The organism is Aeromonas sp. R1-2, assembly GCF_040908505.1.
GTDB lineage: Bacteria > Pseudomonadota > Gammaproteobacteria > Enterobacterales > Aeromonadaceae > Aeromonas > Aeromonas veronii.
Genome location: NZ_JBFODU010000019.1, coordinates 33641 through 60455, shown reverse-complemented (window position 1 = coordinate 60455; position 26815 = coordinate 33641). Strand labels below are relative to the sequence as shown.

General features: G+C 59.1%; 22 protein-coding genes and 2 pseudogenes. 16 read left to right on the top strand and 8 right to left on the bottom strand.

Annotated features, from left to right (window positions below):
- The first annotated feature begins 7 nt into the window (after window positions 1-7).
- The 7 genes from AB5Y76_RS07730 to AB5Y76_RS07700 are packed head-to-tail and all read left to right on the top strand — an operon-like array spanning window position 8 to window position 8954.
- Entirely contained in the window at window positions 8-2218 is a 2211-nt protein-coding gene (locus AB5Y76_RS07730; RefSeq protein ID WP_150390342.1) for a chemotaxis protein CheA, read from the top strand.
- A 10-nt stretch (window positions 2219-2228) separates the two neighbouring features.
- Window positions 2229-4154, top strand: a complete 1926-nt coding sequence (locus tag AB5Y76_RS07725; protein ID WP_263717404.1) for a methyl-accepting chemotaxis protein — start codon at window positions 2229-2231, stop codon at window positions 4152-4154.
- Between the two features lie 12 nt (window positions 4155-4166).
- A complete protein-coding gene (locus AB5Y76_RS07720; protein WP_042080654.1) occupies window positions 4167-4736 on the top strand; it encodes a chemotaxis protein CheW in 570 nt (189 codons plus the stop codon).
- A gap of 43 nt (window positions 4737-4779) precedes the next feature.
- On the top strand, window positions 4780-6534 hold the full coding sequence (locus AB5Y76_RS07715) for a methyl-accepting chemotaxis protein (RefSeq protein WP_201945756.1): 1755 nt from the start codon (window positions 4780-4782) through the stop codon (window positions 6532-6534).
- A 57-nt stretch (window positions 6535-6591) separates the two neighbouring features.
- Entirely contained in the window at window positions 6592-7395 is an 804-nt protein-coding gene (locus AB5Y76_RS07710; protein WP_042080652.1) for a protein-glutamate O-methyltransferase CheR, read from the top strand.
- Between the two features lie 3 nt (window positions 7396-7398).
- Entirely contained in the window at window positions 7399-7890 is a 492-nt protein-coding gene (gene cheD, locus AB5Y76_RS07705) for a chemoreceptor glutamine deamidase CheD (RefSeq protein ID WP_005338793.1), read from the top strand.
- The gene (locus AB5Y76_RS07700) at window positions 7887-8954 is read left to right on the top strand and encodes a chemotaxis response regulator protein-glutamate methylesterase (RefSeq protein ID WP_263717402.1); all 1068 of its coding nucleotides are present in this window, start codon (window positions 7887-7889) and stop codon (window positions 8952-8954) included. Before cheD ends, AB5Y76_RS07700 begins: the two co-directional genes overlap by 4 nt.
- Window positions 8955-8965: 11 nt before the next feature.
- Here the strand turns inward: AB5Y76_RS07700 and AB5Y76_RS07695 are convergent.
- The 3 genes and pseudogenes from AB5Y76_RS07695 to AB5Y76_RS07685 form a co-directional block, all read right to left on the bottom strand.
- Window positions 8966-9683, bottom strand: a pseudogene (locus tag AB5Y76_RS07695) (transposase); the annotation flags it as partial.
- Window positions 9684-9856: 173 nt separating this feature from the next.
- Window positions 9857-11011: a 3-phenylpropionate MFS transporter gene (locus tag AB5Y76_RS07690; RefSeq protein ID WP_150997682.1), complete on the bottom strand. Its 1155-nt coding sequence runs from the start codon at window positions 11009-11011 to the stop codon at window positions 9857-9859.
- Window positions 11012-11299: 288 nt separating this feature from the next.
- A pseudogene (locus AB5Y76_RS07685) lies at window positions 11300-13502 on the bottom strand (TonB-dependent hemoglobin/transferrin/lactoferrin family receptor).
- Window positions 13503-13695: 193 nt separating this feature from the next.
- Between AB5Y76_RS07685 and AB5Y76_RS07680 the strand changes: the two are divergent.
- Genes AB5Y76_RS07680 through AB5Y76_RS07670 form a run of 3 tightly spaced genes read left to right on the top strand, consistent with a single transcriptional unit; the run spans window position 13696 to window position 15668 of the window.
- Complete coding sequence (locus AB5Y76_RS07680) at window positions 13696-14667, top strand: ChaN family lipoprotein (protein ID WP_263717400.1); 972 nt, start codon at window positions 13696-13698, stop codon at window positions 14665-14667.
- 25 nt (window positions 14668-14692) lie between these two features.
- A complete protein-coding gene (locus tag AB5Y76_RS07675) occupies window positions 14693-15247 on the top strand; it encodes a cysteine hydrolase family protein (protein ID WP_005348211.1) in 555 nt (184 codons plus the stop codon).
- A gap of 37 nt (window positions 15248-15284) precedes the next feature.
- Window positions 15285-15668, top strand: a complete 384-nt coding sequence (locus tag AB5Y76_RS07670) for a hypothetical protein (RefSeq protein ID WP_005335256.1) — start codon at window positions 15285-15287, stop codon at window positions 15666-15668.
- 87 nt (window positions 15669-15755) lie between these two features.
- Here the strand turns inward: AB5Y76_RS07670 and hutZ are convergent, their stop codons facing one another.
- Both hutZ and hutX read right to left on the bottom strand, forming a co-directional pair.
- A complete protein-coding gene (hutZ, locus tag AB5Y76_RS07665; RefSeq protein WP_263717399.1) occupies window positions 15756-16313 on the bottom strand; it encodes a heme utilization protein HutZ in 558 nt (185 codons plus the stop codon).
- Window positions 16310-16822, bottom strand: a complete 513-nt coding sequence (gene hutX / locus AB5Y76_RS07660; RefSeq protein WP_005362516.1) for a heme utilization cystosolic carrier protein HutX — start codon at window positions 16820-16822, stop codon at window positions 16310-16312. Before hutX ends, hutZ begins: the two co-directional genes overlap by 4 nt.
- Before the next feature lie 170 nt (window positions 16823-16992).
- Here hutX and AB5Y76_RS07655 point away from each other — a divergent pair, with 170 nt between their 5' ends.
- From AB5Y76_RS07655 to pepE, 5 genes are all read left to right on the top strand, one after another.
- Window positions 16993-17844, top strand: a complete 852-nt coding sequence (locus AB5Y76_RS07655; protein ID WP_263717398.1) for a hemin ABC transporter substrate-binding protein — start codon at window positions 16993-16995, stop codon at window positions 17842-17844.
- Window positions 17841-18872 carry an iron ABC transporter permease gene (locus tag AB5Y76_RS07650; RefSeq protein ID WP_005335261.1) on the top strand — a complete coding sequence of 344 codons (1032 nt, stop codon included), beginning with the start codon at window positions 17841-17843 and terminating at the stop codon, window positions 18870-18872. Before AB5Y76_RS07655 ends, AB5Y76_RS07650 begins: the two co-directional genes overlap by 4 nt.
- 11 nt (window positions 18873-18883) lie before the next feature.
- Window positions 18884-19696 (top strand): heme ABC transporter ATP-binding protein, encoded by an 813-nt coding sequence (locus tag AB5Y76_RS07645; RefSeq protein WP_266134374.1) that lies wholly within the window; start codon window positions 18884-18886, stop codon window positions 19694-19696.
- Window positions 19697-19926: 230 nt separating this feature from the next.
- A complete protein-coding gene (locus tag AB5Y76_RS07640) occupies window positions 19927-21288 on the top strand; it encodes an endonuclease/exonuclease/phosphatase family protein (protein WP_263717494.1) in 1362 nt (453 codons plus the stop codon).
- Window positions 21289-21531: 243 nt separating this feature from the next.
- Window positions 21532-22269, top strand: coding sequence for a dipeptidase PepE (gene pepE, locus AB5Y76_RS07635; RefSeq protein ID WP_263717397.1), 738 nt, complete (start codon window positions 21532-21534; stop codon window positions 22267-22269).
- A 119-nt stretch (window positions 22270-22388) separates the two neighbouring features.
- Here pepE and AB5Y76_RS07630 read toward each other — a convergent pair whose 3' ends face one another.
- The 3 genes from AB5Y76_RS07630 to dnaB form a co-directional block, all read right to left on the bottom strand.
- Entirely contained in the window at window positions 22389-22808 is a 420-nt protein-coding gene (locus AB5Y76_RS07630) for a secondary thiamine-phosphate synthase enzyme YjbQ (RefSeq protein ID WP_263717396.1), read from the bottom strand.
- A complete protein-coding gene (gene alr, locus AB5Y76_RS07625) occupies window positions 22808-23881 on the bottom strand; it encodes an alanine racemase (RefSeq protein WP_201942336.1) in 1074 nt (357 codons plus the stop codon). The genes AB5Y76_RS07630 and alr overlap by 1 nt, the downstream gene beginning before the upstream one ends.
- Window positions 23882-24080: 199 nt before the next feature.
- Window positions 24081-25475, bottom strand: coding sequence for a replicative DNA helicase (gene dnaB, locus AB5Y76_RS07620; RefSeq protein WP_150389545.1), 1395 nt, complete (start codon window positions 25473-25475; stop codon window positions 24081-24083).
- 363 nt (window positions 25476-25838) lie between these two features.
- Between dnaB and AB5Y76_RS07615 the strand changes: the two genes are divergently transcribed.
- The gene (locus AB5Y76_RS07615) at window positions 25839-26699 is read left to right on the top strand and encodes a Tim44 domain-containing protein (RefSeq protein WP_111901204.1); all 861 of its coding nucleotides are present in this window, start codon (window positions 25839-25841) and stop codon (window positions 26697-26699) included.
- Window positions 26700-26815 lie beyond the last annotated feature (116 nt).

Below are 26815 nucleotides of genomic sequence, written 5' to 3'. Positions count from 1 at the left end.
AGTCACCGTGAGCATCGATCTTGATCAGGCTTTACAAACCTATATCGCCGAGGCACGCGAGTTGCTTGAAGAGATGGAGTCAGCCCTTCTATCACTGGAATCTGACCCTGACAATAGCGAGCTGATTGGTGCCATCTTCCGTGCTGCTCATACCATCAAGGGGTCGGCTGGCCTGTTTGGTCTGCAACCAATCGTCGGGTTTACCCATATCGTCGAGGATCTGCTCGACCAGATCCGCAATCAGCAGCTCACCGTCACCTCTCCTCTGATCAAGGATCTGCTGGAGAGCTGTGACCACATCCAGACGCTCATCAGTGTCGTTGCAGAGCAGGGCAGCACGTTAAGCGAGGGCGATGCCAACCAGGATGAACGGCTGAGGCTCACCCTCACCCGCCATCAGTGCGTCCCCCATGCCACGCTGCCAGATACTGTGCATACGCCGGAACCCAAGATCGAAAAAGAGGGAGGAATTACCAGCTCCGCCTCCCTGTGGCATATCTCCCTGCGTTTTGGCCCCGATGTGCTGCGCAATGGCATGGATCCGGCCGCATTTCTGCGCTATCTCGGCACCCTCGGAACCATATGTTCAGTGGAGACCATCCATCAGGCGCTACCGGATTGGGAACAGTTCGATCCGGAGAATTGCTATCTCGGCTACGAGATAGACTTCGACTCGCAGGCAGATAAGGCAGCCATCAGCGATGTCTTTGAATTTGTCAGAGATGACTGCCAGATCACCATCTTGCCGCCCCACAGCAAGATCGCCGAGTTCATCAACCTGATCGAGTCACTGCCGGAAGATAGCGCCATGCTGGGGCAGTTGCTGGTCAACACCGGCGCCCTGACTGCAGAGGAGTTAGCCAGCGGTCTGCAGGCACAACAAGCGACCCCGGCAGAACAAGCGCCCAGACTCGGAGAAATCCTGATTGCGCAGGGTGCCGTCAACGAAGCCGTCGTCGATGCCGCCCTGAAAAAACAGAACCAGACCAAGGAGAGCAAGAGCAAAGAGGGTCGTTACGTCAGGGTGCATGCCGACAAGCTGGACGATCTGATCAATCTGGTCGGGGAGTTGGTAGTCGCCAGTTCAGGAGCCAATCTGCTGGCCCAACGCACCCGCGAAAGCCAGCTACAGGAAGCCACCTCGGTCATTGCCATGCTGGTGGAAGAGATCCGCGACAGTGCACTGCGCCTGCGAATGGTGCCTATCGGTGATACCTTCAACCGCTTCCAACGGGTAGTGCGCGATGTCAGTCAGGAACTGAACAAGGATATCACTCTGGTGATCTCCGGAGCTGAGACCGAACTGGACAAGTCGGTGGTAGAGAAGATCGGCGATCCGCTGATGCATCTGGTCAGAAACTCGATGGATCACGGCATCGAATCGGCAGAGCAACGGCTGCTGGCAGGCAAATCCCCCCGTGGCACCCTGAATCTCAATGCCTATCACGACTCCAACAGTATCGTCATCGAAATTCGGGATGACGGTGCAGGTCTCAACAAAGCCAGGATCCAGCAAAAAGCCATCGAGCGCGGTCTGATCAGCCCAACCACCACGCTGACGGATCAGGAGATATACAACCTGATCTTCGAGCCGGGGTTCTCTACCGCCGAGGCGATAACCAACCTCTCCGGTCGCGGGGTGGGCATGGATGTCGTCAAACGTAACATCACTGCCCTACGCGGCACGGTCGATCTGGACAGCATCCCGGGAAAAGGAACCCGTGTGCAGATCCGCCTGCCGCTTACCCTTGCCATCATCGACGGCTTCCTAGTGCGAGTCTGCGACACCCACTACGTCATTCCCCTCGATATGGTGATCGAGTGCGTTGAATTGACCCAGAGTGCACTGGCCGATACCCAGGGTCGTAATTACATCAATTTGCGTGGCGAGGTGCTGCCCTTTATCCGCCTGCAACACTACTTCGATACCAATGGCAGCAAAGGGAGGCGCGAGAACATTGTCGTGGTCAGCCATGCAGGCAAAAAATCCGGACTGGTGGTGGATGAACTGCTGGGAGAATTCCAGACCGTCATCAAACCTTTGGGGAAATTGTTCCAGCGCCTGCAAGGCATCAGTGGCTCAACCATTCTGGGGGGGGGAGAGGTCGCCCTGATCCTCGACATTCCTTCGCTGATCCAGCACGCAATCACTCAGGAATCCTGTCAGCTCAACAGGTTGACAGTGTCGCGCAACCTGCCTCAATCCAGCATCAACTGAGGGGACCATCATGTTAAAAAATTCCACCATCAAATTGCGTCTTATTGTACTGCTCTGCATGCTCTGCCTGCTGCTGCTGGCCGTTGGCAGCCTCGGGTTATACAACATGCAGAGCAGCAATACCGGGTTGCAGCGCGTTTACAACGACAGGGTGGTTCCCCTCAAGCAGCTGAAGACTATCTCCGACAGCTATGCCGTCTCGATCATCGACAACCTCAACAAGGCCAATGCGGGGCTGATCCCGGCAGAAGAGGCTTTGAAGCAGATACAACAGGCCCAGCAGACAATCAAAAACGAGTGGCATCACTACCAGTCCACCACTCTCACACCAGATGAACAGCGTTTGTCAGCCGAGGCGACAACCCTGTTCAACGCGGCCGATACTGATATTGGCAAGCTGGAGAAATACCTCGCCACCCAGCACGGCATGATTACTGGCATGCTGAACACTTTTGACGGTGCCCTCTATGGCTCCATCGACCCGATAGGCAACAAAATCACCGAGCTGGTCAACCTGCAGCTCAATGTGGCCAAGTCGGAATATACCGCTGCGCAATCCTGGTATGACGTGATGCTGATAACCATGGCGGTGGTTATCGCGGTCGGCATCGGACTCGCAGCCTGGTTTGGCACCCTGCTGATCAAAAGCATCATCACCCCCATCGAACAGGCTCTGCGCGTGGCCAATAGTCTGGCCGATGGCAATCTGGATGTATCGATCCAGATAGAGTCCAACGATGAAGCGGGTCAGCTCTTGATGGCGATGGATAACATGGTCAAGAAACTGGGGGCATTGATCACGGATATCGAGACGCTGGTCACCGCCGCTGTCGAACAGGGCGACTTCAGCCACAAGATTGCGCTGGAGGATCGTCAAGGATATATCAAGCGGGTATCCGAGCTGCTGAATCGCCTCTCCCATGTGACAGATACCAGCCTGGAAGATGTGATGCGCATTGCCACCGCGCTCTCCAAGGGGGACCTGACCCAACGGATCGATGAGCCCTACCCAGGAATTTTTGGCCAGACCAAAGACGGCCTAAACCGGACCATCACTGCGCTGACCAATATCATCGAAGAGGTACGTAACGCCGCCGACAACCTGACCAATGCCTCCAATCAGGTGAGCAATACGGCGCAGGCATTGAGCCAGGCCACCAGCGAGCAAGCGGCCAGCGTTGAAGAGACCAGCGCCTCTATCGAGCAGATGAGCGCCAGCATCAATCAGAACACCGAGAACGCCAAGATCACCGACAGCATGGCCAGCAACTCGGTGCTGGAGGCAACCGAAGGGGGCCAATCCGTTCAACAGACGGTGACCGCCATGCAGCAAATCGCCAAGAAAGTCAGCATCATCGACGACATTGCCTACCAAACCAACCTGCTTGCCCTCAACGCCGCCATCGAGGCGGCTCGCGCCGGAGAGCATGGAAAAGGCTTCGCGGTGGTTGCTGCCGAGGTGAGAAAACTGGCAGAGCGCAGCCAGATCGCAGCGCAGGAGATTGGCGAGCTCTCCTCAGACAGCGTCAGCAAGGCAGAGCGGGCTGGCAACCTGCTGGAGAGGATCGTTCCCTCCATTCGCAAAACCTCTGATCTGGTACAAGAGATCAATGCTGCTTCCGGGGAACAGGCCAGCGCAGCCAACCAGATCAGTCTGGCCATGAACCAGCTTAATCAGGTGACACAGCAGAATGCGGCCAGCAGCGAGGAGCTGGCGGCCACGGCCGAAGAGATGAGCTCGCAAGCCAGCGAACTGCAGCAAACCATGGCCTTTTTTGCTCTGGAGAAAAGTGCGCAGCTCAACACCAGGCCCAATGAAACCGGCCACAAGGGCATGCCTCCCAGAGGCAGTTTCATCGCCCCCCCACAACGGGCCAGCCAGCCCAATCAACCATCATCCCATTCCATTGATGACGCGGATTTTGTCCGCTTTTAACCGGAGGCGACCATGCATACATCCACCGACATCACGGTGCCATCAGCGGCCGCTGACGAGAGCAGTGGCGATGCCCAGTACCTGACATTTCTGATCAACAACGAGATGTTCGCCATCAATATTCTGGGGGTCAAAGAGATCATCGAATACGGCAATATCACTCCGGTTCCGATGATGCCGGGTTTTATTCGCGGCGTAATCAACCTCAGAGGAGCGGTAGTGTCGGTCGTAGACTTGAATGCCCGCTTTGGCAATGCACCTTCGGTCATCACTCGCCGCAGTTGCATCGTCATTATTGAGGGGGTGGCCCCGCAGGGCGATGAACCTGTAGGTCAGGATATTGGCGTTGTGGTGGATTCCGTATCGGAAGTACTGGGTATCCCACAAGCAGATATCGAGCCCCCACCCAGTTTTGGTGCCCGCATCCGGGCCGATTTCATCAGCGGCATGGGCAAGGTCAACGGCAAATTCGTCATCCTCATCGATACCGGGAAAGTGTTGTCACTCGATGAGATGGCTCAACTCAACGAACTGGCCCAGCCACAGGCAAGGTTGCCACAAGGCAACCTGCAACCCTCCTGAACAGGCCTCCATACTCCACGACATGTAGCATAAGGAAACGCTCATGACCCAATCACTCTTAGGAAAACTCTTCGGAGACAATGCCACCGAAGTGAGGCAGCGGACCCAGTTACTCGACGCAATCGGCCAGCTGCAACACGCAGTCTTGGCAGAGCAGGTTCCAGCACCACTCGATCTTTCCGGTATGGATAGCCCCTTGCGTGAAGTAGGACATGCCATCAACGAGGTGGTCACCTTGCTCAGTGACAAGCTGGAACAGAGCCGCAACGACATTAAAAAGAACCAAGTATTGCTCCATGAGAACCAGCTGGTTCGCAAAGCCCTCGACTGCGCCAGCACCAACGTGATGATTGCCGATACCAATCTCGACATTATCTATATGAACGAGGCTGTGACCGGCATGCTCAATCAAGCTGAGACCGACATCAAGAAAGAGCTCTACAGCTTCAACGCCAATCAGCTGATGGGCGCCAACATCGACAGCTTTCATAAAAATCCCGGCCATCAGCGCGCCATGCTGGCCAAACTCAACAGCACCTACCGCACCCAGATACAGCTGGGGGGGCGCACCTTCTCCCTGATCGCCAATCCGGTCTTCAACGATACCGGAGAACGGTTGGGATCCGTGGTCGAATGGGCCGACAGAACTAAGGAGGTAATGATAGAGAAAGAGATGTCCGACATTGTGCAGGCCGTGATCAATGGCGAGCTGCACCGCAGGATGGAACTTGCTGGCAAGAGCGGCTTCTTTCAGGCGATGGGAGAAGGGATCAACCAGATTGCCGAAGTGATCGACAGCACCCTCAACGACGTCATCCGGGTCGTGCAATGTCTGGCAAAAGGTGACCTGACCCAACAGATTGAGGCGGACTATCCAGGCGTGTTTGGCACCACCAAGGATGCACTCAACAAGACCATCGCATCGCTCACCAACATCGTCACCGAAGTGCGCGGCGCCTCTGACAACCTCTCCAGTGCCGCCGAGCAGGTAAGCGCGACCGCCCAGTCGATCAGCCAATCCAGCAGTGAACAGGCCTCCAGCATGGAGGAGACCAGCGCCTCCATCGAGCAGATGAGCGCCAGCATCAACCAGAATACCGACAATGCCCAGGTCACCGATGGCATGGCCAGCAAGGCAGCCAAAGAGGCCGTAGAGGGAGGAGAAGCGGTCAAACTGACTGTGGATGCCATGAAACAGATCGCCAGACGGATTGGCATCATCGATGACATCGCCTACCAGACCAATCTGCTGGCACTCAACGCAGCCATCGAAGCTGCGCGGGCAGGCGATCACGGCAAAGGCTTTGCCGTAGTGGCGGCGGAGGTGCGCAAGCTGGCCGAACGCAGCCAGGTGGCAGCACAGGAGATTGGCGAGCTGGCCTCCAGCAGTGTCGAGATGGCGGAAAAAGCAGGTCGTTTGCTGGATCAGATGGTTCCTTCAATCAACAAGACCTCGGATCTGGTGCAGGAGATCAGTGCCGCTTCGGTTGAGCAATCCACCGGTGTCAGCCAGATCAATCAGGCCATGAACCAGCTGAGTCAGGTTACCCAGCAGAACGCTTCTTGCAGCGAAGAGCTGGCTGCCACAGCAGAAGAGATGAGCAGCCAGGCTGAACAGCTGCAACTGGCCATGGAGTTCTTTACCCTGGAGGCCCACGCCAAAGAAGGTAAAGCAGCCACCTCGCATCTTCACCCCAATACCCGAGGTCGCTTCATGAACGAGAGCAATGCCAACAGTCGGGAACGAGCCGCCACAGTCCAACGCCCCACGGGCGATGGCGATTTTGTCCGGTTCTAGTTACGGGAGAGGCGTTGCCTCTCCCATCTCCGACAACACAGGTAGAGGGACAGTTTTTTGTATCAAACCCAGCTGCATGATGATGAGTTCTCCCGTTTCCAGCGCTGGCTTCATCAAACGGCGGGGATAGAGCTGTCTCCTGCCAAGAAGGCGCTGGTAGCCAGCCGCCTGGCGAAACGCCTCTGCCACTATGAGCTGGATAGTTATGACGACTACTTCCAGCTCATCATGAACGATCGCAGCAGCGAACTGCAGCTGGCGCTTGATCTCCTTACCACCAACGAAACCTACTTTTTCAGGGAGCCCAAACACTTCGAGTTTCTGACGCGGGAGATAGTCTCAGCGCTCCCGCCCGAGCAACTACTGCGGGTCTGGAGCGCTGCCAGCTCATCCGGCGAGGAGCCCTACAGTCTGGCCATGACCCTCGCGGAAAAACGCAGCACCTTCAACTGGGAGATCCTGGCCTCCGATATCTCGTCCCGGGTGCTGGAACAGGCGATGAGCGGTCGCTACCCCATCGAGCGGGCGCAAAATATTCCACTGCCCTTTTTGATGAAATATTGCCTCAAGGGTGTGGGCCTGCAGGAGGGCATCTTCATCATCGATCGCAAGTTGCGGGACAAGGTGCAGTTCATGCAGATCAACCTCAATCAGGATCTGCCAGACATCGGCATGTTTGACGTCATCTTCATCAGAAACGTGATGATCTACTTCAACAAGGAGACCAAAGGGCAAGTTTTGCAGCGGCTGGTACCCAGACTCAAACCCGGTGGCTACCTGCTGGTGAGCCACGCCGAAAGCCTGCATGGCCTGCACCACGGCCTGCAGCTTGTCTCTCCTTCCATCTATCAGAAGAGATAAGCCATGACTCGGGAGGTGATCCTGCAACCGGGAGAGCTCTTTTTTGGCAAGGAGGATGTAGTGGTCAGAACCGTACTGGGCTCCTGTATTGCCATCACCTTGTGGCATCCGGAGCAGAAACAGGGAGGAATGTGTCACTACATGCTGCCAAGTCGGCGCAATCCCTCTGCCAAGCTGGATGGGCGCTATGCCGATGAGGCCCTCGCCTTGTTGCTGCAAGCGGCCAGTCACTATCCCGCCCCCATCCATGAATATGAGGCCAAGTTGTTCGGGGGTGGCAACATGTTTACCGAGCCTCAATACGCACAGAGCGACAACAATGTCGCCGCCAAAAATATTCAGGCAGCCTGGCAGCTGACCCGACACCTTGGCCTTGATATCAAGGCTCATCATCTTGGCCATAGCGGCCACCGAAGCTTGCTCTTTGAGCTCAGCAACGGCAGTGTCTGGCTCCGCCATCATCGTCTGCCACATCAACGGGAGTCGCGAGAATGAAGCAGATCCGGGTCATGCTGGTGGATGATTCCGCCGTGGTCAGACAGGTATTGCAAGCGGTGCTGGAGCAGGAGCCTGATATCCGGGTGATAGCCACAGCATCGGATCCCTTGTTTGCCCAGGAAAAACTGAAGAAAGAGTGGCCTGACGTCATCGTGCTCGATGTGGAGATGCCCCGTATGGATGGCATCACTTTTCTCTCCAAGATCATGGCAGAGCATCCAACCCCGGTGGTGATCTGCTCCTCCCTCACCGAAAAGGGGGCCGAGACCACCTTGCAGGCAATGGCTGCCGGCGCGGTGGACATCATCACCAAACCGACCATGGGGATAAAAAGCTTTCTGCAAGAATCTGCCCACGACCTGGCCATGGCGGTACGTGCCGCGGCCCAGGCCAACCTCAAGCGCGTGGGCAAGCCCTCCTCTGTACCGGTCAGCACCAAGCTCAACGCGGATGCCATGCTGGCGCCCAACCAGCACGCCATGGCACAAACCACCGAGCGGCTCATCGCCATCGGCACCTCGACCGGCGGCACCCAGGCGCTGGAAGCCGTGCTGACAGCCTTGCCCCGGGTCAGCCCCGGCATTGTCATCGTGCAGCACATGCCAGAGAAATTTACCGCCATGTTTGCAGAACGGCTGAACGGGGTCTGCCAGATAGAAGTGCGGGAGGCGAGGAACAATGACCGGGTGATCCCGGGGCTGGCGCTGATAGCCCCCGGCGGCAAGCATATGCTGCTCAAACGCAGCGGTGCCTACTATCACGTCGAGGTAGTCGACGGGCCGCTTATCAACCGCCATCGCCCCTCGGTGGATGTACTGTTTCGCTCCGTCGCCAAATATGCCGGCAAGAATGCCACCGGCATCATCATGACCGGCATGGGGGATGATGGTGCCCGGGGATTGCGCGAGATGCTGGATGCGGGTGCCAACACCTATGCCCAGGATGAGGCCTCCTGCGTGGTCTTCGGCATGCCCAAGGAAGCGATCAAGCTGGGAGCTGCTCGCCATGTGCTCCCCTTGCAAGAGATGCAATACGCCATCCTCGGCAAGTTAGTATCATGACGCACCGCTGTCAGATAATGCCAACGACCACCAGCACAGACATAGCTGATATCGCTACACCTGATTGGGTTGCGGAACATCAAATTCGAGGGCCAGCAGCTTGGGAATGTCCGGTCGTTCTGACCGTGCCACCTTATAGCGGTGTGCGCCCGGCGGTTTGGATGCCAACCCGGCATCCTTCATCAGGGGCCGCACTTTGGATCGGCCAATCTGATACCCCAACGCCCGCATCATCGACATCAAGGCGCGGCTGCCCGCTGAGTTCCGGCTCTATTTGAACAAACGGCGCAACTCACAGCGCAGCTGCATACGCTCACGGTTAATCGTCCGCCTGCGGGCCAGATAGTCTTAAAAACAGGAAGTGGGCACATCGAAAGCGCAGCAGACCAGAGTGATGGAGGCCCGCTCCCTTAATCGGTCTATAAGCGCGTACGTGTGAACTCGTCCGCTATCAAGAGAGCAGTAGCTTTTAGTATGTCCTTTTCGCGCTCGAGCCGGTTGATGCGGGCTTCCAGCTCCTGGACTTTCTGCTGCTCCGGAGTCAGTGCTTTACTGATATGGGGAGTGCCGGTTCGTTCGGATTGGAGTTGCTGAACCCTGCGGCGAAGCACGGTTTCACCGACATCCAGTGAACGGCTTGCTTCGGGGGACTGAATATCCCTGGTAGAGCACCAGGGATGCGGCTTCCAGTTTGAACTCGGCAGTAAATGAGCGACGCAATCTTGTCATTAAACACCTCAGGTTATGGTGGCGACTGTACCACCTAAAATGGTATTCGGGATGGTTAAACCACAACAAATCAATCCCAAAAAGCGAACAACAATGTCATTAAGGCTTAACTGACTTACATTTGAGTCGAGAAGCTTCTTTTTGGCTGTTGTTACGATTCGGACTGATAAGTATCAGGCTGGAGCACTCTCCTGCGCAGACGGCGCAAAGGGGCGCAGCCGCAGGAAGAAGACCGGCAAGACCACCAGCACCATCAGGAAGAAGATGCCACCGCCGAGAGGCTCGAACAGCACGCCGCAGAGCGCCATCAGGGCCGCCACCGTCATGCCGAGGCCAAGGGCCGCATAGAGCGCCTGAGTCGGGATCAACTGCTCGGCGGGCAGCTGGCGAGTCATGAAGCGCACAGCCCCCAGATGGCTCATGCCGAACGTCACCGAGTGGAGCAATTGCCCCAGCACCAGCACCCACAACTCGGTCGAGGCACCCAGCAATACCCAGCGCACCACACAACCGATGGCACCGGCGATAAAGAGACTCTGGGCGCCAAAGCGCTGCAAGAAACGCTTGTCGGCGGCAAACATACAGATCTCCGCCACCACCCCGAGCGCCCAGAGATAGCCGATGATGGTGCCGCTATACCCTTGCGCCTTCCAGTAGATGGCACTGAAACCGTAATAGGCGGCGTGGCTCCCCTGCAGCAGCGCTGTCAGCAGCAGGAAACGGCGCACCGGTGCGCTGCGCAGGGTTGCCAGCAAGGACGCCTTGGCCCGCTCGCCCTGACTATCCTGTGGCGCCGGATAGAGCGGCAGCCAGCTGAGCAGCAGCATCAGCGCCAGCCCCGCCACCATGGTGTGCAAAATCCAGTCACTACCGAAGTTGCCCACCAGCGCCCCCACCAGGGTAGAGGCGACAATAAAGGCAAACGAACCGCACAGCCGCACCTTGCCGTAATCGAGGTGCGCCTGCACCACCATGCGGGTCGCCAGCGCCTCCCCCACCGGCATCAGGGTCGGATAGATAAAGTTCGCCAGCAGGGTCAAGCCCACCAGCCACCAGAGGTTATGACTGAGATAGAAGCCGAGAAACGCCAGCAGACTGAGCAGGGAGAGCAACCGGGTAACCGGCAGCAGATGGCCCGCCCCCTTGATCTGCCCCATCACCATCAGGTTGCCGGCAAAGCGGATCGCCATCCCTGCCCCCAGCAGGAGACCAATCATCTCGGCGCTGACGCCCACCCCCTCCAGCCAGAGCGACCAGAACGGCAAGTAAGCGCCGTAGACAAAATAGAAGGCGCCGAAAAAGAGCGCTAACCAGGAGAACGCGGGCATAAATCCTCTGCAACCGGATGACGGGAGCAGAATGATAACCCATCCGCCCCCGCAGATCCCGATGGAAACCCCGCGAAGAAAACGAAAAAACTTCAATAAAATTGAACTATTACCGAAGAGGTGGGGTCTACTTGGTAACACCTCCTCCTGGTTAGTGTTGCAATCCTTCCACCCGCCCATGGCGGGTTTCTTTTTAGGCAAACATCTGCTCTGCGCCATCGTCACAACATGGCGGCGACAAAAAAGGGGCCGAAGCCCCTTTGATCATCTGCGTCTGTTGTTTGCTCTTTAGAATACGTATTTGACCCGTGCACTCAGGTTGCGGCCCGGTTCGGTCATCATGCTGTTATCGGAGCCCTCGGCACGACCGGCGATGCGCTCGTAGCTGGTGTACTCCTTGTCAAACAGGTTGAAGACCCCGACATTAAGCTGCAGATCAGTCATCGGGTTGAACTGGGCATACATATCCACCACTCCCCAACCGGCCGCCTTCTCATACTCCTTGCCGTTCGCATCCTTGCCGACCTTGCCCATGTCGTCGGCAAAGCGCAGTGCTGTATTGAAGTTCCATTTTTCTTGCTCCAGACGGACACCGACACTGCCACTCAATGGGCTTAATTCATTGATATAATTACCGTTACCATCTTTACCATCGATATATGCCAAGTTCCCCCAAATATTGACAATGTCATTGAACCAGTAATCCGCCTTGGCCTCGATCCCTTTAGTCGTAACCTTACTCAAATTTTGAAATTGATAAACATCGGTGTCTCCTTCCTTACCAACAACAACGCGGCTGATGAAATCGTCAAACTTGTTGTAGAAGCTGGCCACTTCATAGCTGAAGCCATTGCTGTTGCCACGTACACCGAGATCGATGCCGTCGCTGCTCTCCGGGTTGAGGTTAGGGTTGGGCTCGACACGATACCTGTAAGCCTGATGGTTCAGGGTGGAGAAGGCGTTGTCATACATGGGGGCCTTGAAGCCGTGGCTGTACTGGGCGAACAGGTTGGCCGCCTCGTGGGCCTTAAACACCAGACCCAGCTTGGGTGACAGCTCCCCTTCCGATAACTTGTGCAGCTTGTCGCCTGTGTAAGCAGGGTCGTTGTCCGGAGTCATCCGGTAGTAGTCATAACGGGCCCCCGGGGTCAGCACCCAGCGCTCGCCAAACTTGATCTCGTCAAAGGCCCACAGGGCGCTGCGCTCGCTAGTGGTCGCCGGGAAGCTCAGCTCGTTGTAGCCGACAAAATCACCGGGAGTCGTAGGCCCCTTGTAACGGGTACGTTCGTTGTCGGTGTGCTCGTACTCAGCACCCCAGGCCAGGCGGTGGTTGGCGACTGCCTTGTGGAACTGCAACTGGGCGCCGATGTTCTTCTGATCGAACACATTGTGATCCAGCGAATTTTTGAACACATAGCGGCTACGCGGGTTAACCGGATACTGGGATGAGGCGTACTGATCCAGCGTCTGCTTGGTGCGGGCAAAGTAGACCTTGCTATCCATCCGGTCGGCCCAGCCTTGATTCAACGCGATGCCGTGATCCAGCACCACAGAGAGGTTATCAGTCTGCTTGTCGGTAATGGGCTGCTCGAAGACCTGCGCCATCCGGCTACCGACCTTGTTGAGCTTGACCGCATCCGGTTCCTCGCCATCGGTCAGGTAGTCAACGGTCAGCTTGAGGAACTGCTCATCGGAGAGGTTCCACTTGCTCTTGAGCAGCAGGGCGTGGGTACCGATATCGAAGTCGTTCTTGGTGGAGTCGAAATTCTGGGTCACACCGCCATCGCGCCAGGTGTAGCGCAGCAGGTTCTCCACTTCACCAGTGCGCAGGGCGCCGGTAAAGCCCGCCATCTTCTGGTGGCTGCTGGAGGCGTAACCGCTGGTCACGTCCAGATAACTATCCTTGCCCTTGAGGAAATCGCTGGCATCCTTGGTGGTGATGGCAATTACGCCACCCAGCGCATCGGAGCCGTAGGCGGCAGACGCAGGCCCCTTGGCCACTTCTACCTGCTTGATCATGTCGGTATCAAAGTAGCTCTGGCCAACACCGCCCTTGCTGTAAGCATCGTTCTGGCGCACACCGTCGCGCACCACCTTGACCCGGTTTTCCCCCATGCCGCGGATGATGAAGGTCTGGGTATCCCCCTCCCCACCCAGCGCCTTGACTCCCGGCTCCACCGTCGCGCACCACCTTGACCCGGTTTTCCCCCATGCCGCGGATGATGAAGGTCTGGGTATCCCCCTCCCCACCCAGCGCCTTGACTCCCGGCTCGTAGCGGAACAGGTCGGCGACGTTGGTGACGACCTGCTCTTCAATCTGCTTGGCGGTGATCACCGAGATGGGGCCGGAGACATCTTCCAGTTTTTGCTCCATCCGTGAGCCGCTGACGACCACGACTTCATCCGCCTTCTGGGTGGCAGCAAAGACCTGGGAAGAGAGACCGGCCGCCACGGCGAGGGCAACCAGAGAGAGTGCGTTATGATGGGTCACAGCGAATCCTTATTGAGAACTGTTATCAAACAGGCCGCATATTACCCGGCTCTCGACAAAGATCAACAAGAAACGAAATCATTCTCATTTGTTTTGAACCAAATTGGTTTTACACTGTCGTCCTGTGTTGCCCTTATTCTCTATTAGCCCCCCGAGATGCACCGGCATCCGGGCATATCAGCCGTGAGATCCCATGATTAGACGACTTCCCCTGCTCGCCCTGCCGCTGCTGCTGGCAGCCTGTGCCACCCCCACTCAACCGACCCAGTCATCACAGTTGCAGACGCTCTATGACTACCGCCTAAGCAGCGAGGGAGACGCAGACCTGACGCTGGAGCAGGCAATCGCGCGCATTGCCGACGCCGACATCATTCTGGTGGGTGAGCTGCACAGCCATCCCGCCGTGCATCTGTTGCAATCGCGCCTGCTGAGCGGGCTCTACACCGCTGGTCAGCAGCACGGTCGGCCATTGGCCCTCTCCATGGAGCAGTTCAGCCGCGCCGATCAGAAGACGCTGGATGCCTATCTGGCGAACCAGATTGGTGAAGCGGCCTTGATCCGCGAAGGCAACACCTGGCCCAACTATCCAAGCGACTACCGCCCGCTGGTAGAGTTTGCCAAGGCTCACCGGATGCCGGTGATCGCCGCCAACGCCCCCAAGCCGCTGGTGAGCTGTGTCGGTCAGGAGGGGGCTGAGTGGCTCGACAAACTGCCCGCGTCGCGTCGCAGCCAACTGGCCCGCCAGCTGACGCTGGGGGATGACCCCTATCGCCAGAAATTTATGGCCTCCATGCACCACGGCGATGCCGACAGCAACGCCCGCCGCTTCGCCGCTCAGACCAGTTGGGATGACACCATGGCCGAGAGCATGGTGGATTATCTCGTCAAGCACCCGGGCCAGCAGATCATGCATATCGCCGGCAATTTCCACGTCGAGGGGGGGCTTGGGCTCGCCAGTCGCATCGCCAGCCGCAATCCTGCCCTCAAGGTAGCGCTGGTCGTGCCTCGTACAGATGAGACCTCTGTTGCAGATCCCGCAGCCGATGTGCAGGTAACCATCATGCCGCTGCCTAAGCGCTGGCAAAACAGTGACGAGATGAAGCAAGATATGGGCGCGCTGCATCAATCCCGCAGTCGTGACTGCAGCCAGTGGCTGCAACCCTAATCTTCCAGGAAACGGCGGGTAAAATATGGATGTGTTACTGATCATCGATGTGCAGCAAGGCTTGTTCAACGAGCCCCGTTACCGCCAGGAGCAGGTGCTGGCCAATATCAATCGGGCTGCGGCCCATGTCAGGCAGCAACAGGGACGGGTCATCTATATCCAGCATGACTCGCCCCCCGGTACCGAACTGGAACCGGGCACCCCGGGTTGGCAGTTGCACAGTGCGCTGCAACCGGCCAAGGGAGAGAGCCGGGTGCGCAAGACAGCATGTGACAGCTTTCTCGATACCGAGCTCGCCTTCCTGCTGGCCGAGCAACCGGTCGATCGACTCATTCTCTGTGGCTGCGCCACCGATTTTTGCGTCGATACCACTGTGCGCAGTGCCGCCTCCCATGGGTACGAGGTGCTGGTGTTGAGCGATGGTCACACCACCGCCGATCGCCCCCATCTGAGCGCGGCACAGATCACCGAGCACCATCACTGGATGTGGCGCCACCTCAGCCTGCCGGAGGGGCGCAGTGTGACCCTGCTCACCACCGACGAGCTGCTGGCAGTAACACCCGCCCTGCAGCCGTGCTAATCTGCGAGCCTCGCTTCGTTTCTCACTGGAGTCTGTCGTGCGCCTGTTGTCTGCCACCCTGTTGTTGATTGTTCCCCTGCTGTCGGCCTGCTCCAGCTTGCCCGGACAGAAGTATGACGGGCCGGAGCCCCTGTTTCTGACCCACATCAACGAGGAGGGGAGCAAGCGCTTCACCTTTGAAGCCGCGCCCAACGACACCTTGCCGCGCGGCCTATCGGCAGCCCAGAGCCAGCGGCTGCTGGAGCAGCGGGAGGCGTTACAGGAGAATCTGCTGACCGAGACCCTGGCGACCAAGCAGTATTGCCGCCAGGGCTACATCGTACTGAGCCAGACCTCCTGGAAGGTACGGGGAGAGTGCAACGAAACGGCCACCGACGCCGATCGTCGCGCTTTTCCCAACAAGGCCAGCTGGCAGGATTGATCAGGCCGGATGAGATAACGCAATAAAAACGGGCAGCCAATTGGCTGCCCGTTTTGTTATGACGGCTGTCGTGGTTGACAGAGATTATCAGACAGGCGCATCGGCCGGGCTGGTGAGCTCGGCATCGTTGTCGATGCGCTTGTGCCCTTCCACCAGATGGACGAAATCCACCAGCTCGTCACCGGAAACCGCGAACGCCTGTCCGAAGCCCTTGACGAACAGCCCCTGTTCCGGCTTGAGGCGGAACAGTTTGAAATCCTTGAGGTTGGAGAGACCCTTGATGATCTCGCCAAAACGACCTTCCAGTGCCGCCACCGCCTTGCTCCAGCGGGCGTCGTCACGGGCCACCACTTCAGCCACCGCATCGAAGGTCAAGCGCTTGCGGGCAAACAGCTCGCGGGCACCGCTCTCATCCTCGATCAGCATCAGGGATACCCGGGGCACCTGTTGCAGGTTGCGGGCGTGGCGGGCGATCTCGGAGATCAGCACATAGTAGCCATCTTCCTGCAGCACGAACGGGGCATAGCTGGCGTTGGGATTGCCTTCGCCATCGACGGTGGCGAGCTGCAGGGTGCGGCAGCTGTCGCGAAACTCGCGGATCTCCGGTTGCAGACGGTTCTGCAGACGCTCCTGACGTTCACTCATGCTTTGACTTCCTCTTGAGAGTTGTGGCGCAGCGCCATAAAACGGGTGACCTGATCGGCCAGCAGCTGGCGTTTCTCGTCGCGACCCAGATAGACCTTGAAAATGCAGCGGCCGGAGTGACCGAAGAACTGGAAGGAGTGCCCCTCCTTGCCCATGAACAGCTTGCTGACCAGCGCAATCCCCGCCACGTTGTCGAGCTTGAGATGACCATGCAGCTCACCGTCGCGGCCCATCAGGTTGTAGTAACCGCGTGCGTCCTTGCCTTTCGGGAAGGGGGCTTTGACCTCGAAGATGGAGCCTTCAGATTCGACGATGGTGGTCACCGGGCCCCAGTCGGCCAGATCTTCCAGCAGACCTTGTGCGCGATCGGCGGGCAACAGGGTCACCAGCTCGGCGGGCAGATGGCGAACCACCTCCCATTCGCTGATGGCAAGCTGGGCCGCCAGGGTGGACGGATGAGCGCCGGGATCCTGCTCCAGCAGCGCGTGAATGCGTTGTGCAATGCTCATGTTTTCTCCCTCTGCGGGACCAGGTCGTCCCGCTGTTTATCATGGCGGCTACTCTAATAAAGCACCGAAACCAATGCAATTGATAATTGCTATCATTATCAGTGCATTTTTTCCAAAGCCTTGATATTCTCGGCGGCACACCCGTTTCATTCACCCCTTCGGAGGTTAGCATGGGCCGTCGTCTTGCCCTCGCCATCACCCTGCTCTGCAGTTCACTCTCTCCCTTCTTTGCCGTTGCCGCCGACGGCCAGAAAGAGCGTATCGTCAGTATCGGCCCGGCCACCACAGAACTCATTCTGGCCCTTGGCGGTGAATCGAGCCTGATCGCCACCGATGTCAGCAGCCCCTTGCCAAAAGGGTTGCCCAAGGTGGGTTATCACCGGGCACTGGCCGCCGAAGGGATCCTGAGCCTCTCCCCCACCCGACTGGTGGGCAGCGACGAGATGGGCCCGGCCCCGACCCTGGATCAGCTGCGTCGTGCCGGGGTCAAGGTGGAGGTGCTGGATACCGCGCCGACTCTCGCCAACCTCAATCAGCGTATCGACACCCTCTCCAGCCTGCTGGGCGATAAAGCCGCTGGCGATCGCCTGAAGGCAGAGATCCAGGCCCAGACCGATCAGCTGGCGGCGCAAGCCAAACAGAACAAACCGCTCAAGGTCGCCTTCCTGCTGCTGCACAAGGGGCAACCCACCAGCATCGCCGGGGGTGACACCACCGCCAGCGCGCTGATCTCGCTGGCGGGCGGCATCAATCCGGTCGCCGAATTGCGCAACTACAAGCCGGTATCCGCAGAATCCCTCATCGAGATGCAGCCCGATCTGGTACTGGTCAGCGGTCGTGACTGGCAGCAATATGCCGATCCGGCCAAGGTGCTGGCAGAAGTGCCCGCCCTGGCCGCCACCCCGGCTGGCAAGCGTAACGCCATTCACGCCATCGACGGCCACGCCCTGCAAGGGGGCCTGAGCCTCAACTCCCTGCAACAGGCGAACCAGATCGCCCAGTGGATCAAGCAGGGGTCATGATGCGGTTACCCCTCTCCTGGCTGCTGGCCTTCACCACGGCCGCACTGGCACTGTTGCTGCTCGGTTCGCTGGCAACCGGCCCCATGACCCTCACCCTGGGCGAGAGTCTGCGGGCGCTGTTTGCCGGGCAGGAGAGCGGGATTGAGTCACACAAGCTGCTGATCGTGCAGGAAATTCGCCTGCCGCGTACCCTGCTCTGCATCGCAGTGGGGGGGATCCTCGGGCTATGTGGCGCAGTGATGCAGGGGCTGTTTCGCAACCCCCTGGCTGACCCAGGCATCATAGGTGTCTCCGGCGGTGCGGCGCTCGGCGCGGCGCTCGCCATCGTGCTGCTGGCCCCCCTCGGCCAGCAGCTGCAAGCCACCATAGGGGTTGGTCTGCTGCCGCTGCTCGCCTTTCTCGGCGGCGCGCTCACCACCACCCTGGTCTATCTGCTCGGCACCCGTGAGGGGGGCACCTCGGTCACTGTCATGCTGCTGGCCGGGGTCGCCATCACGGCGCTCTCTGGTGCTGTGATCGGCCTGCTCACCTATCTGGCGGACGATCAGATGCTGCGCAACCTGAGCCTGTGGCAGATGGGAACGCTGGCGGCAGGCAAACCGGCCGATGTGGCGCTGGCCCTGCTCACCCTGGCGGCCCTGCTGTGGCTCTTTATGCGCGATGCCAATCCCCTCAATGCCCTGCTGCTGGGTGAAGGGGAGGCTCGTCATCTGGGGGTCAATGTGCAATCCCTCAAACGTCGTCTGATTCTGCTCACCGCCGCGGGCGTCGGGGTGGCGGTGGCGGTATCGGGGATGATCGGCTTCGTCGGGCTGGTAGTACCCCATCTGGTGCGCCTGCTGGCAGGCCCCAACCATGTCAGGTTGCTGCCACTCTCGGCCCTGCTGGGTGCCGCCCTGCTGCTGGCAGCCGATATGCTGGCACGCACCCTGCTGGCCCCGGCCGAGCTGCCGGTGGGCATCATCACCGCCCTGCTCGGCGCTCCATTCTTCATCTGGCTGCTGGTAAAAGGCCGCCGCGCCCTGTGATACGGACTGTTATGCAATCACTCTCATCCTCACACTCCTCCCCCCTGTTGAGCTGCACACGACTCAGCCTGCGCCGTGGCCAGCGCCAGATCCTGGATGGGCTCGATCTTAGTCTCGAGAGCGGCACCCTCACCGCCCTGCTCGGCCCCAACGGGGCGGGCAAGAGCTCGCTGCTCAAGTGCCTGACCGGCGAGCTGGAATATGAGGGTTCCATCACCCTGTTTGGCGCAGATCGCCAGCAGTGGGACAGCAGCCAGCTGGCCCACCGGCTCGGGGTATTGCCGCAAAGCTCCTCCCTCAACTTCCCCTTTCTCTGCGAAGAAGTGGTCGCCATGGGGCGCTTGCCCCACAGTGAACCGGCGGCGCGGCGTGACGAGATAGTAGCGGCGGCCATGACCCATGCCGGGGTCGAGCATCTGGCCAAGCGGCTCTATCCGGGGCTCTCTGGCGGCGAGCGGCAGCGGGTGCAGTTTGCCCGGGTGCTGGCGCAGATCTGGCAGGCCCCCTCTCCGACCGGGCAGGCCGAGCAACCCCGCTTGCTGCTGCTCGACGAGCCCACCTCGGCGCTGGATCTGAAATACCAGCATCAGCTGCTCACCATGGCGCGCGCCCTCGCCAGCCGCAATACTGCGGTGCTGGTGGTGCTGCACGACCTCAATCTGGCGGCGCGCTATGCCGATCGGCTGGTGATGCTGGAGCGGGGCAAGCTGATGGCCGATGGCACGCCTGCCGAGGTGCTCACCCCTGAGCTCATCGCCCGGCTCTATGACTATCCGGCACAGGTGATCCACCACCCCGAGAGCGGCCTGCCGATGGTGGTGTGACAAATTCAGAGTGCGGTAACGGCTGGAAGCGCGCTATTCATCCCGGAAACTGCAGCGTATAAACCGGTTTTTCACACCCCATGTCGCCCTGCTAACATTCATCATCGCCAGATATGTGGTGTGAATACCCTCACACTTTGCTCAGGCAAAATCCCCGCAGCATCGCCGTCTACTTATAATGGCGCCGCCTCACAGAAGGCATAACTCATTGATGCTACGGAATAATTACAATTAATAATATCAACAAGACCCTACTGGCTGCCGCCATTTCCCTCGGGATGCTGGCTGGCTGCAACAGCGACAACGACTCAAAGGCAGCTGATCCCATGGTTCGTTTTGCCACCTTCAACCTCTCTTTTGACCGCACGGCCGCCGGTATGCTGACCGGTGAGCTGGCCTTGACCCGCACCGAGCAGGATGCCCTGCTGGCCCGCCTCGCCGAAGGGAGCCTGAGCGGCGCCACTGAAACCAAAGCCAAGAACGTGCAGCAGATCCGCAACGTGGCGGAGATCATCCAGCGCACCCGCCCGGATGTGTTCCTGCTCAACGAGTTCGACAACGACGGCAAAGGCGAGAGCACCGCCGATCTGAAAGCCTTCAACGACAACTATCTGGCCCATGCCCAGCATGCCGAAGTGACCGCCATCAGCTATCCGGTGATGCAGAACTTCGCCACCAACACCGGCCTGATGAGCGGTTATGACCTCAATCTGGATGGCAAGGTTAACAGCGGCCCCGACGATGCCTGGGGCTTTGGCAACTACCACGGCCAGTACGCCTTTGCGGTGATGTCCAAATACCCCATCGACACCAAGCAGATCCGCACCTTCCAGCACTTCAAGTGGAAGGATATGCCGGGCGAGCAGAATCCCATCATCGATGACTGCAACAATCCCAAGGTCAAGATCCCGGCCAGCCGCCAGTGTGGCGATGCCTGGTATTCAGACGCAGCCTGGCAGCAGTACCCGCTCTCCTCCAAGAACCACGCCGATGTGCCGGTACGCATCAAGACCGAGAAGGGTGAAGAGGTGATCCACTTCCTGATCTCCCACCCGACCCCGCCAATCTTTGCCAACGCGGCGCGCCACACCGTCAAACACAACCGCGCCGAGATCGCCTTCTGGAACGACTACGTCAAGGGTCTCAACTACATGACCGATGACAAGGGCACCAAGGGTGGGCTGGCCAAAAACGCCAAGTTCGTCATCGCCGGCGATCTCAACGCCGATCCGCTCACCGGTGACGGCGACCTGACCGCCATTCAGGATCTGCTAAACAACCCGCTGATGAATCAGGCCATCACCAATGGCACCCTGATCCCGGTCAGCGAAGGGGGTCCGGAGTGTGTCAGCAAGGGGGCCGACTGCAAACGCAACCTCAATCGCCCCAACCCGGAACGCATCACCAACTCCAGCGTGCTGCAGCTGGATCACGTCATCCCCTCCGCCAACCTCAACGCGGTGAAGAGTGGTGTCTTCTGGCCTGCCAGCTTCGAGGCCGGTTATCACCTGGTCTATGATGCGAAACTCGGCATCGCCAAGGGAGTCAGCTCGGATCACCGCATGGTGTGGGTCGATCTCAAACTCGACTAACTCTGCCATGACCCCGCTGCGGCGGGGTCTTTTATTGGCGATGGCAGCGAGCGGAGCGCTGCTTATTAATCCACCAGCTGGCATTGAGTTATCCATCCATAACTCCTCCATAGCCGTTGAATGGGCCTCGCGATCACAGAACCGCCGCGCCAATGGTGGTAGCATGCCTCCTCTTGCCATCCGGCCGCACGGCGGCTCCGGTGGCCCTCCCTCCTCCGCTTTCACTTTTTGAGGACATATCTGATGGAACTGCTTCTGCTTAGCAACGGTAAAGCCAACGAATTTCCGGGTCTGCTCGGCTGGGCCCGAGATCGGGTTCAAAGCCTGCTCGCGCGCAAACAGGTCAAGCGCATCCTGCTGATCCCCTACGCGGTGATCCGCAGCGACTGGGATGCCCGCGCCAACGAGCTGCAGGAGAGTCTGGGAGTCGATGCCATCAGCATCCACCACTTCGATGATCCGGTTGATGCCATCAATCAGGCGGACGCCATCTTTATCAGCGGCGGCAATACCTGGCGCCTCAACCAGATGCTGCACGAAAACGGCCTGATCGTGCCAATCCAGCGAGCCGTGCGCGAGCGGGGTGTCCCCTATGTGGGCTGGAGCGCTGGTTGCAACGTGGCGACCCCGAGCATCCGTACCACCAACGACATGCCGGTTTGCAGCGCCGCCGTACTGCCCGCACTGGGCCTGTTCCCGCTGCAGATCAACCCGCACTATCTGGACGCCAGCATCAGCGGCCACATGGGCGAGACCCGCGACGAGCGTCTGGCCGAGTTCTGCGCCATCAACCCGAGCGAGCACGTGGTGGCCCTGCGCGAAGCGAGCCTGCTGCAAATCACCGGAGAAAACGGCAGCGAGCGTCTGGAGTACTGGAGCACCCGCGAGCAGGATTTCAAGATCTTCAAACACGGTCAGGAGCCGCAAGCCTTTATGGACGCAGCCCCGCTGGCCGAGCTGACCCCCTTCAAGGTCGGCTGAGCCACGCAGAGCGCCGTGCCACTGGCAAGCGGATAGCTCGCGAAAGCGCAAAAACAAAAGAGGGATGGCTCAATGCCATCCCTCTTTTTTATCGTCGTTTTCGGCTGGTTGCAGCCTGATTACTCACCCTGCAGGGTCACCAGTACCTTGCGGGCACTACCATCGACGCGATGTTCGCCAAGCCAGATCCCCTGCCAGGTGCCGAGCGCCAGCTGACCATCACGGATCGGCAGCAGCAGGCTCACCCCGAGCAGGGAGGATTTGATGTGGGCGGGCATGTCATCCGGCCCCTCATAGGTGTGGCGATAGTAGGGGGCATCCTCCGGCGCCAACCGGTGCAGATGGGCCTCCATATCGCTGCGCACACTCGGATCGCAGTTCTCGTTGAGAGTGAGCGAGGCGGAAGTGTGTTGCAGCAGCAGGTGCGCCATGCCAATCCGGTAATCCGCCAGCATCGGCAGCTTGGCCACCAGCTCGTCCGTCACCAGATGAAAGCCCCGCGAACGGGGCTTCAGAGTCAGCAGGCACTGCTGCCACATCAGACGTACTCCATAAAGACGCGGGAGGTGAGCTTGGTGATGAGTTCGTAGGGGATGGTGCCAATCTCGTCGGCCACCCGCTCCACCGGCAACCCCTCGCCCCACAGTACCGCCTCGTCGCCGGGCTTGTCGGTGGCGCCCGGGCCCAGATCGACGGTGCTCATATCCATGGAGACACGCCCCACCAGCGGCACGATGCGGCCGTTGACCAGCACGGATGTGCCGTTGGGTGCCATGCGCGGATAGCCGTCACCGTAGCCGATGGCGATCACCCCGAGCCGGGTATCGCGATCCGACACCCAGTTGGCGCCATAGCCCACCGGCTCGCCCGCCTTGTGATCCCGCACCGCAATCAGCTGTGTCTTCAAGGTCATCACCGGCTGCAGGTCATAATCGGCCGCCACCGTGTTGGGGAAGGGCGACACGCCGTAGAGGATGACGCCGGGGCGCACCCAGTCGCAGTGGGAGTCCGGCCAGGCCAGAATACCCGCCGAGTTGGCCATGGCCCGCTCGCCTGCCAGCGGTGCGGTCAACTTGCTGAAGAGGTCGATCTGCTCGCGGGTGGTGGGCTGCTCCAGCTCATCGGAGCGGCTGAAGTGGGTCATGATGTTGAACGGCTGCACCACGTTCTTGCACTTGCCGAGTCGCTCGATAAAGGCGGGCATCTCGTCGGCACGCACCCCGAGGCGGTGCATGCCGGTGTCGAGCTTGAGCCAGGCCACCACGGGCGCTGGCAGCTCGACCTGCTCCAGCGCTTCGAGCTGCTCCCAGGTATGAACCGCCGTCTGCAGGTTGTTGGCCGCCAGCACCGGCAGATCGTCGGCGGAGAAGAATCCCTCCAGCAGCACTATGGGTTTGACCACGGCGCAGGAGCGCAGCATCAGCGCCTCTTCGATACGGGCCACCGCATAGGCATCCGCATCCACCAGGGTGCGGGCGACCGGCAGCAGTCCGTGGCCATAGGCGTTGGCCTTGACCACAGCGATGATCTTGCAAGCGGGGGCGTGGCGCTTGACCACGGCGAGGTTGTGGCGCAAGGCCGCAGTATTGATTTGGGCAGTAGCCGCTTTCATGGTTTTCCCTTACGAGGGCACAAATGGTCTCCCCCTCATCGGGCAGAAGACCGCCACTCACTTATCGTCGTCGAAGGCCGGACCGGCATAATTGTCGAACCGGGAAAACAGGCTCTGACGGGCTGCCTTGCAGTGAATGGCAAGCGGGTCAGAGCGGTGGTGGCAATCCTGACCACAGGATTGCCATGATTGTTACTTATCAATAATCGTCGTCAAACGCCGGACCGGCATAGTTGTCGAACCGGGAGAACTGACCCTGGAAGGTGAGGCGCACTCTTCCGATAGGGCCGTTACGCTGCTTGCCGATGATGATCTCGGCAATTCCCTTGTCAGGGCTGTCATCGTGATAAACCTCATCACGATAGATAAACATGATCAAATCCGCATCCTGCTCGATGGAGCCCGATTCACGAAGGTCCGAGTTGACCGGGCGCTTGTCGGCCCGCTGTTCCAGGCTTCGGTTCAGCTGGGAGAGCGCCACCACCGGACACTGCAGCTCTTTGGCCAGCGCCTTGAGGGAGCGGGAGATTTCACCGATCTCCAAGGTACGGTTGTCAGAGAGCGCCGGCACCCGCATCAGCTGCAGGTAGTCCACCATGATCATGCTGATGCCGCCGTTGTCCCGCGCCACCCGACGAGCGCGGGAGCGCACTTCGGTCGGGGTGAGGCCGGAGGAGTCATCGATATACATCTTGCCCTTCTCCAGCAGCAATCCCATGGTGGAGGAGAGACGGGCCCAATCCTCGTCGTCGAGCTGACCGGTACGCACCTTGGTCTGGTCGATACGCCCCACCGAGGCGAGCATACGCATGATGATCTGCTCGGAGGGCATCTCCAGCGAGAAGATAAGCACCGGCTTGTCGGCGGTGAGGGCCGCATGCTCGCACAGGTTCATGGCAAAGGTGGTCTTGCCCATGGAGGGACGGGCCGCCACGATGATCAAGTCCGAACGCTGCAAACCGGCGGTCATCTTGTCCAGATCGTTGTAACCGCTCGATACCCCGGTCACCCCGTTGTGGGGGGTCTTGAACAGCTCTTCAATCTTGTCGACGGTCTGCTCGAGGATCAGCTTGAGCGGCTGGGGGCCTTCGTTGGCGCTGGTGCGCTGCTCGGCGATCTGGAATACCTTGCTCTCGGCCAGATCGAGCAGATCGTTGGAGGTACGGCCCTGCGGCTCGTAGCCCGCTTCGACGATCTCGTTGGCGACCGAGATCATCTCCCGCACCACCGCCCGCTCCCGCACGATTTCCGCGTAAGCGTTGATGTTGGCGGCACTCGGGGTGTTCTTGGCGATCTCCACCAGATAGGCAAAGCCGCCCGCCTCTTCCAGCTGTTCGGAGCGCTCCAGCTCCTCCTGCAGGGTAATGAGGTCGATGGGGTTGCCCGCGTTGGAGAGGCGGGTCATGGCCTGGAAGATCAACCGGTGCGGACGGCTGTAGAAATCCTGATCGATAACCCGTTCGGCAACCCGATCCCAGGCATCGTTATCCAGCATCAGGCCGCCCAGTACGGACTGTTCGGCCTCAAAAGAGTGGGGAGGAACTTTCAGCTGTTGTGTCTTGGCGTCTTTTTTCGCCGTCACTTGCTCTGCCATACACATAAAAACCGCAGCGGGAAGGGGACGGGAATTTTACAAAAGAAAGCCAACTACGGCGAGCCCTATCTGGCGGCTCATACCATCATAAAGGGCCAAACCAGAGTCTGCTCTACCTTGACCATTTTGATTTTGCTTCGCATTTTGCGCTCCTTGCGACTCAATCTTCTGCTTTTCATCCGGTTTACTCCTCTTGTTTGACGCCGTATCGCGGCAACCTCGTTCATGAATAATTCATGCCAGAGGTGATATTGATGAATACAAGCTGCGACACAATTAGGGACAGGCAGCCTGCCATGCGCCTTGCTGAGCTTGCCAAAGCGGAGCATGCCCCACCCACAGACGAGAGTGAAAAGAGTCAAAATGAAAAAGATGCTGACCCTGTTTGCCGTGATCCTGGCCATTGGCCTGGGGGCACCTCACGCCGAAGCCAAGAAGTTTGGCGGCGGCAAATCCTTTGGTAAAAGTTACAAAACTGCGCCGGCCCAGCCTGCGGCCAAACCGGTCGACAACAAGAATCCGACACTGAATGCCCAGACTCCGCCGAAAAAGAGCGGCATGATGGGTGGCCTGCTCGGCGGCCTGCTGGCCGGTGGCCTGTTTGCCTACCTGCTGGGCAGCGGTGCCTTTGAAGGTCTGCAAGGAATGGACTTCCTGCTGATCGCTCTGCTGGCGCTGGGTGCTGTCTTCCTGATCCGTACCCTGCGCAAGGGCAAGGTCGCGACGCCACAGCCACAACAGGCAGCCTATGCGGGCTACCAGCCACCGCAATCCGCGACCCCGCAGCAGTTTGAGCAGAGCAACAGCGCACCGCAAGCCACTGGCTTTGCCGACAGCGACGTGCCGTTCCGCCTGCCGCCGGGCTTTGACATGAACAGCTTCCTGGCCGGTGCCCGCGATCACTATCGCACCCTGCAAGAGGCGTGGAACAAGAACGATCTGGAAAAAGTGCGCGAATACGTCAGCCCCGAGCTGTTTGAACAGCTCAAAGCCGAGCGCGCCGAACTGACTGGCGACCAGCATACGGAAGTAATGTATGTGGATACCCAGCTGGTACGCGCCGACTACGGCAGTGACTGGGCTCAGGTGAGCGTGCGCTTCAGCGGCCGCTACATGGACCGTCAGGAGCAGGTCGAAGAAGATATCAAAGAGGTGTGGCACCTCGAGCGCGATCTGGCCAAGAACAATGCCCCCTGGCATATCGTCGGTATCGAGCAGCTGTAAAGTTTAGATTGCCACTACGCAAGAGGCGGCCAACGGGCCGCCTCTTTTCATTTCATCCCCTCACCTGACCTCATACAGGCGATTGCTATCGTCATTGATGATTGAAGAGTTGTAAC

Excerpts from the sequence above, each read along its gene's own strand:
- AB5Y76_RS07725 (WP_263717404.1), top strand. The coding sequence starts at position 2,229 with ATGTTAAAAAATTCCACCATCAAATTGCGTCTTATTGTACTGCTCTGC.
- AB5Y76_RS07615 (WP_111901204.1), top strand. The coding sequence starts at position 25,839 with ATGAAAAAGATGCTGACCCTGTTTGCCGTGATCCTGGCCATTGGCCTG.
- dnaB (WP_150389545.1), bottom strand. The coding sequence starts at position 25,475 with ATGGCAGAGCAAGTGACGGCGAAAAAAGACGCCAAGACACAACAGCTG.
- AB5Y76_RS07645 (WP_266134374.1), top strand. The coding sequence starts at position 18,884 with ATGCAATCACTCTCATCCTCACACTCCTCCCCCCTGTTGAGCTGCACA.
- AB5Y76_RS07680 (WP_263717400.1), top strand. The coding sequence starts at position 13,696 with ATGATTAGACGACTTCCCCTGCTCGCCCTGCCGCTGCTGCTGGCAGCC.
- cheD (WP_005338793.1), top strand. The coding sequence starts at position 7,399 with ATGACTCGGGAGGTGATCCTGCAACCGGGAGAGCTCTTTTTTGGCAAG.
- hutZ (WP_263717399.1), bottom strand. The coding sequence starts at position 16,313 with ATGAGTGAACGTCAGGAGCGTCTGCAGAACCGTCTGCAACCGGAGATC.
- AB5Y76_RS07715 (WP_201945756.1), top strand. The coding sequence starts at position 4,780 with ATGACCCAATCACTCTTAGGAAAACTCTTCGGAGACAATGCCACCGAA.
- pepE (WP_263717397.1), top strand. The coding sequence starts at position 21,532 with ATGGAACTGCTTCTGCTTAGCAACGGTAAAGCCAACGAATTTCCGGGT.
- AB5Y76_RS07690 (WP_150997682.1), bottom strand. The coding sequence starts at position 11,011 with ATGCCCGCGTTCTCCTGGTTAGCGCTCTTTTTCGGCGCCTTCTATTTT.
- AB5Y76_RS07720 (WP_042080654.1), top strand. The coding sequence starts at position 4,167 with ATGCATACATCCACCGACATCACGGTGCCATCAGCGGCCGCTGACGAG.
- AB5Y76_RS07655 (WP_263717398.1), top strand. The coding sequence starts at position 16,993 with ATGGGCCGTCGTCTTGCCCTCGCCATCACCCTGCTCTGCAGTTCACTC.
- AB5Y76_RS07650 (WP_005335261.1), top strand. The coding sequence starts at position 17,841 with ATGATGCGGTTACCCCTCTCCTGGCTGCTGGCCTTCACCACGGCCGCA.
- AB5Y76_RS07700 (WP_263717402.1), top strand. The coding sequence starts at position 7,887 with ATGAAGCAGATCCGGGTCATGCTGGTGGATGATTCCGCCGTGGTCAGA.
- hutX (WP_005362516.1), bottom strand. The coding sequence starts at position 16,822 with ATGAGCATTGCACAACGCATTCACGCGCTGCTGGAGCAGGATCCCGGC.
- AB5Y76_RS07630 (WP_263717396.1), bottom strand. The coding sequence starts at position 22,808 with ATGTGGCAGCAGTGCCTGCTGACTCTGAAGCCCCGTTCGCGGGGCTTT.
- AB5Y76_RS07675 (WP_005348211.1), top strand. The coding sequence starts at position 14,693 with ATGGATGTGTTACTGATCATCGATGTGCAGCAAGGCTTGTTCAACGAG.
- alr (WP_201942336.1), bottom strand. The coding sequence starts at position 23,881 with ATGAAAGCGGCTACTGCCCAAATCAATACTGCGGCCTTGCGCCACAAC.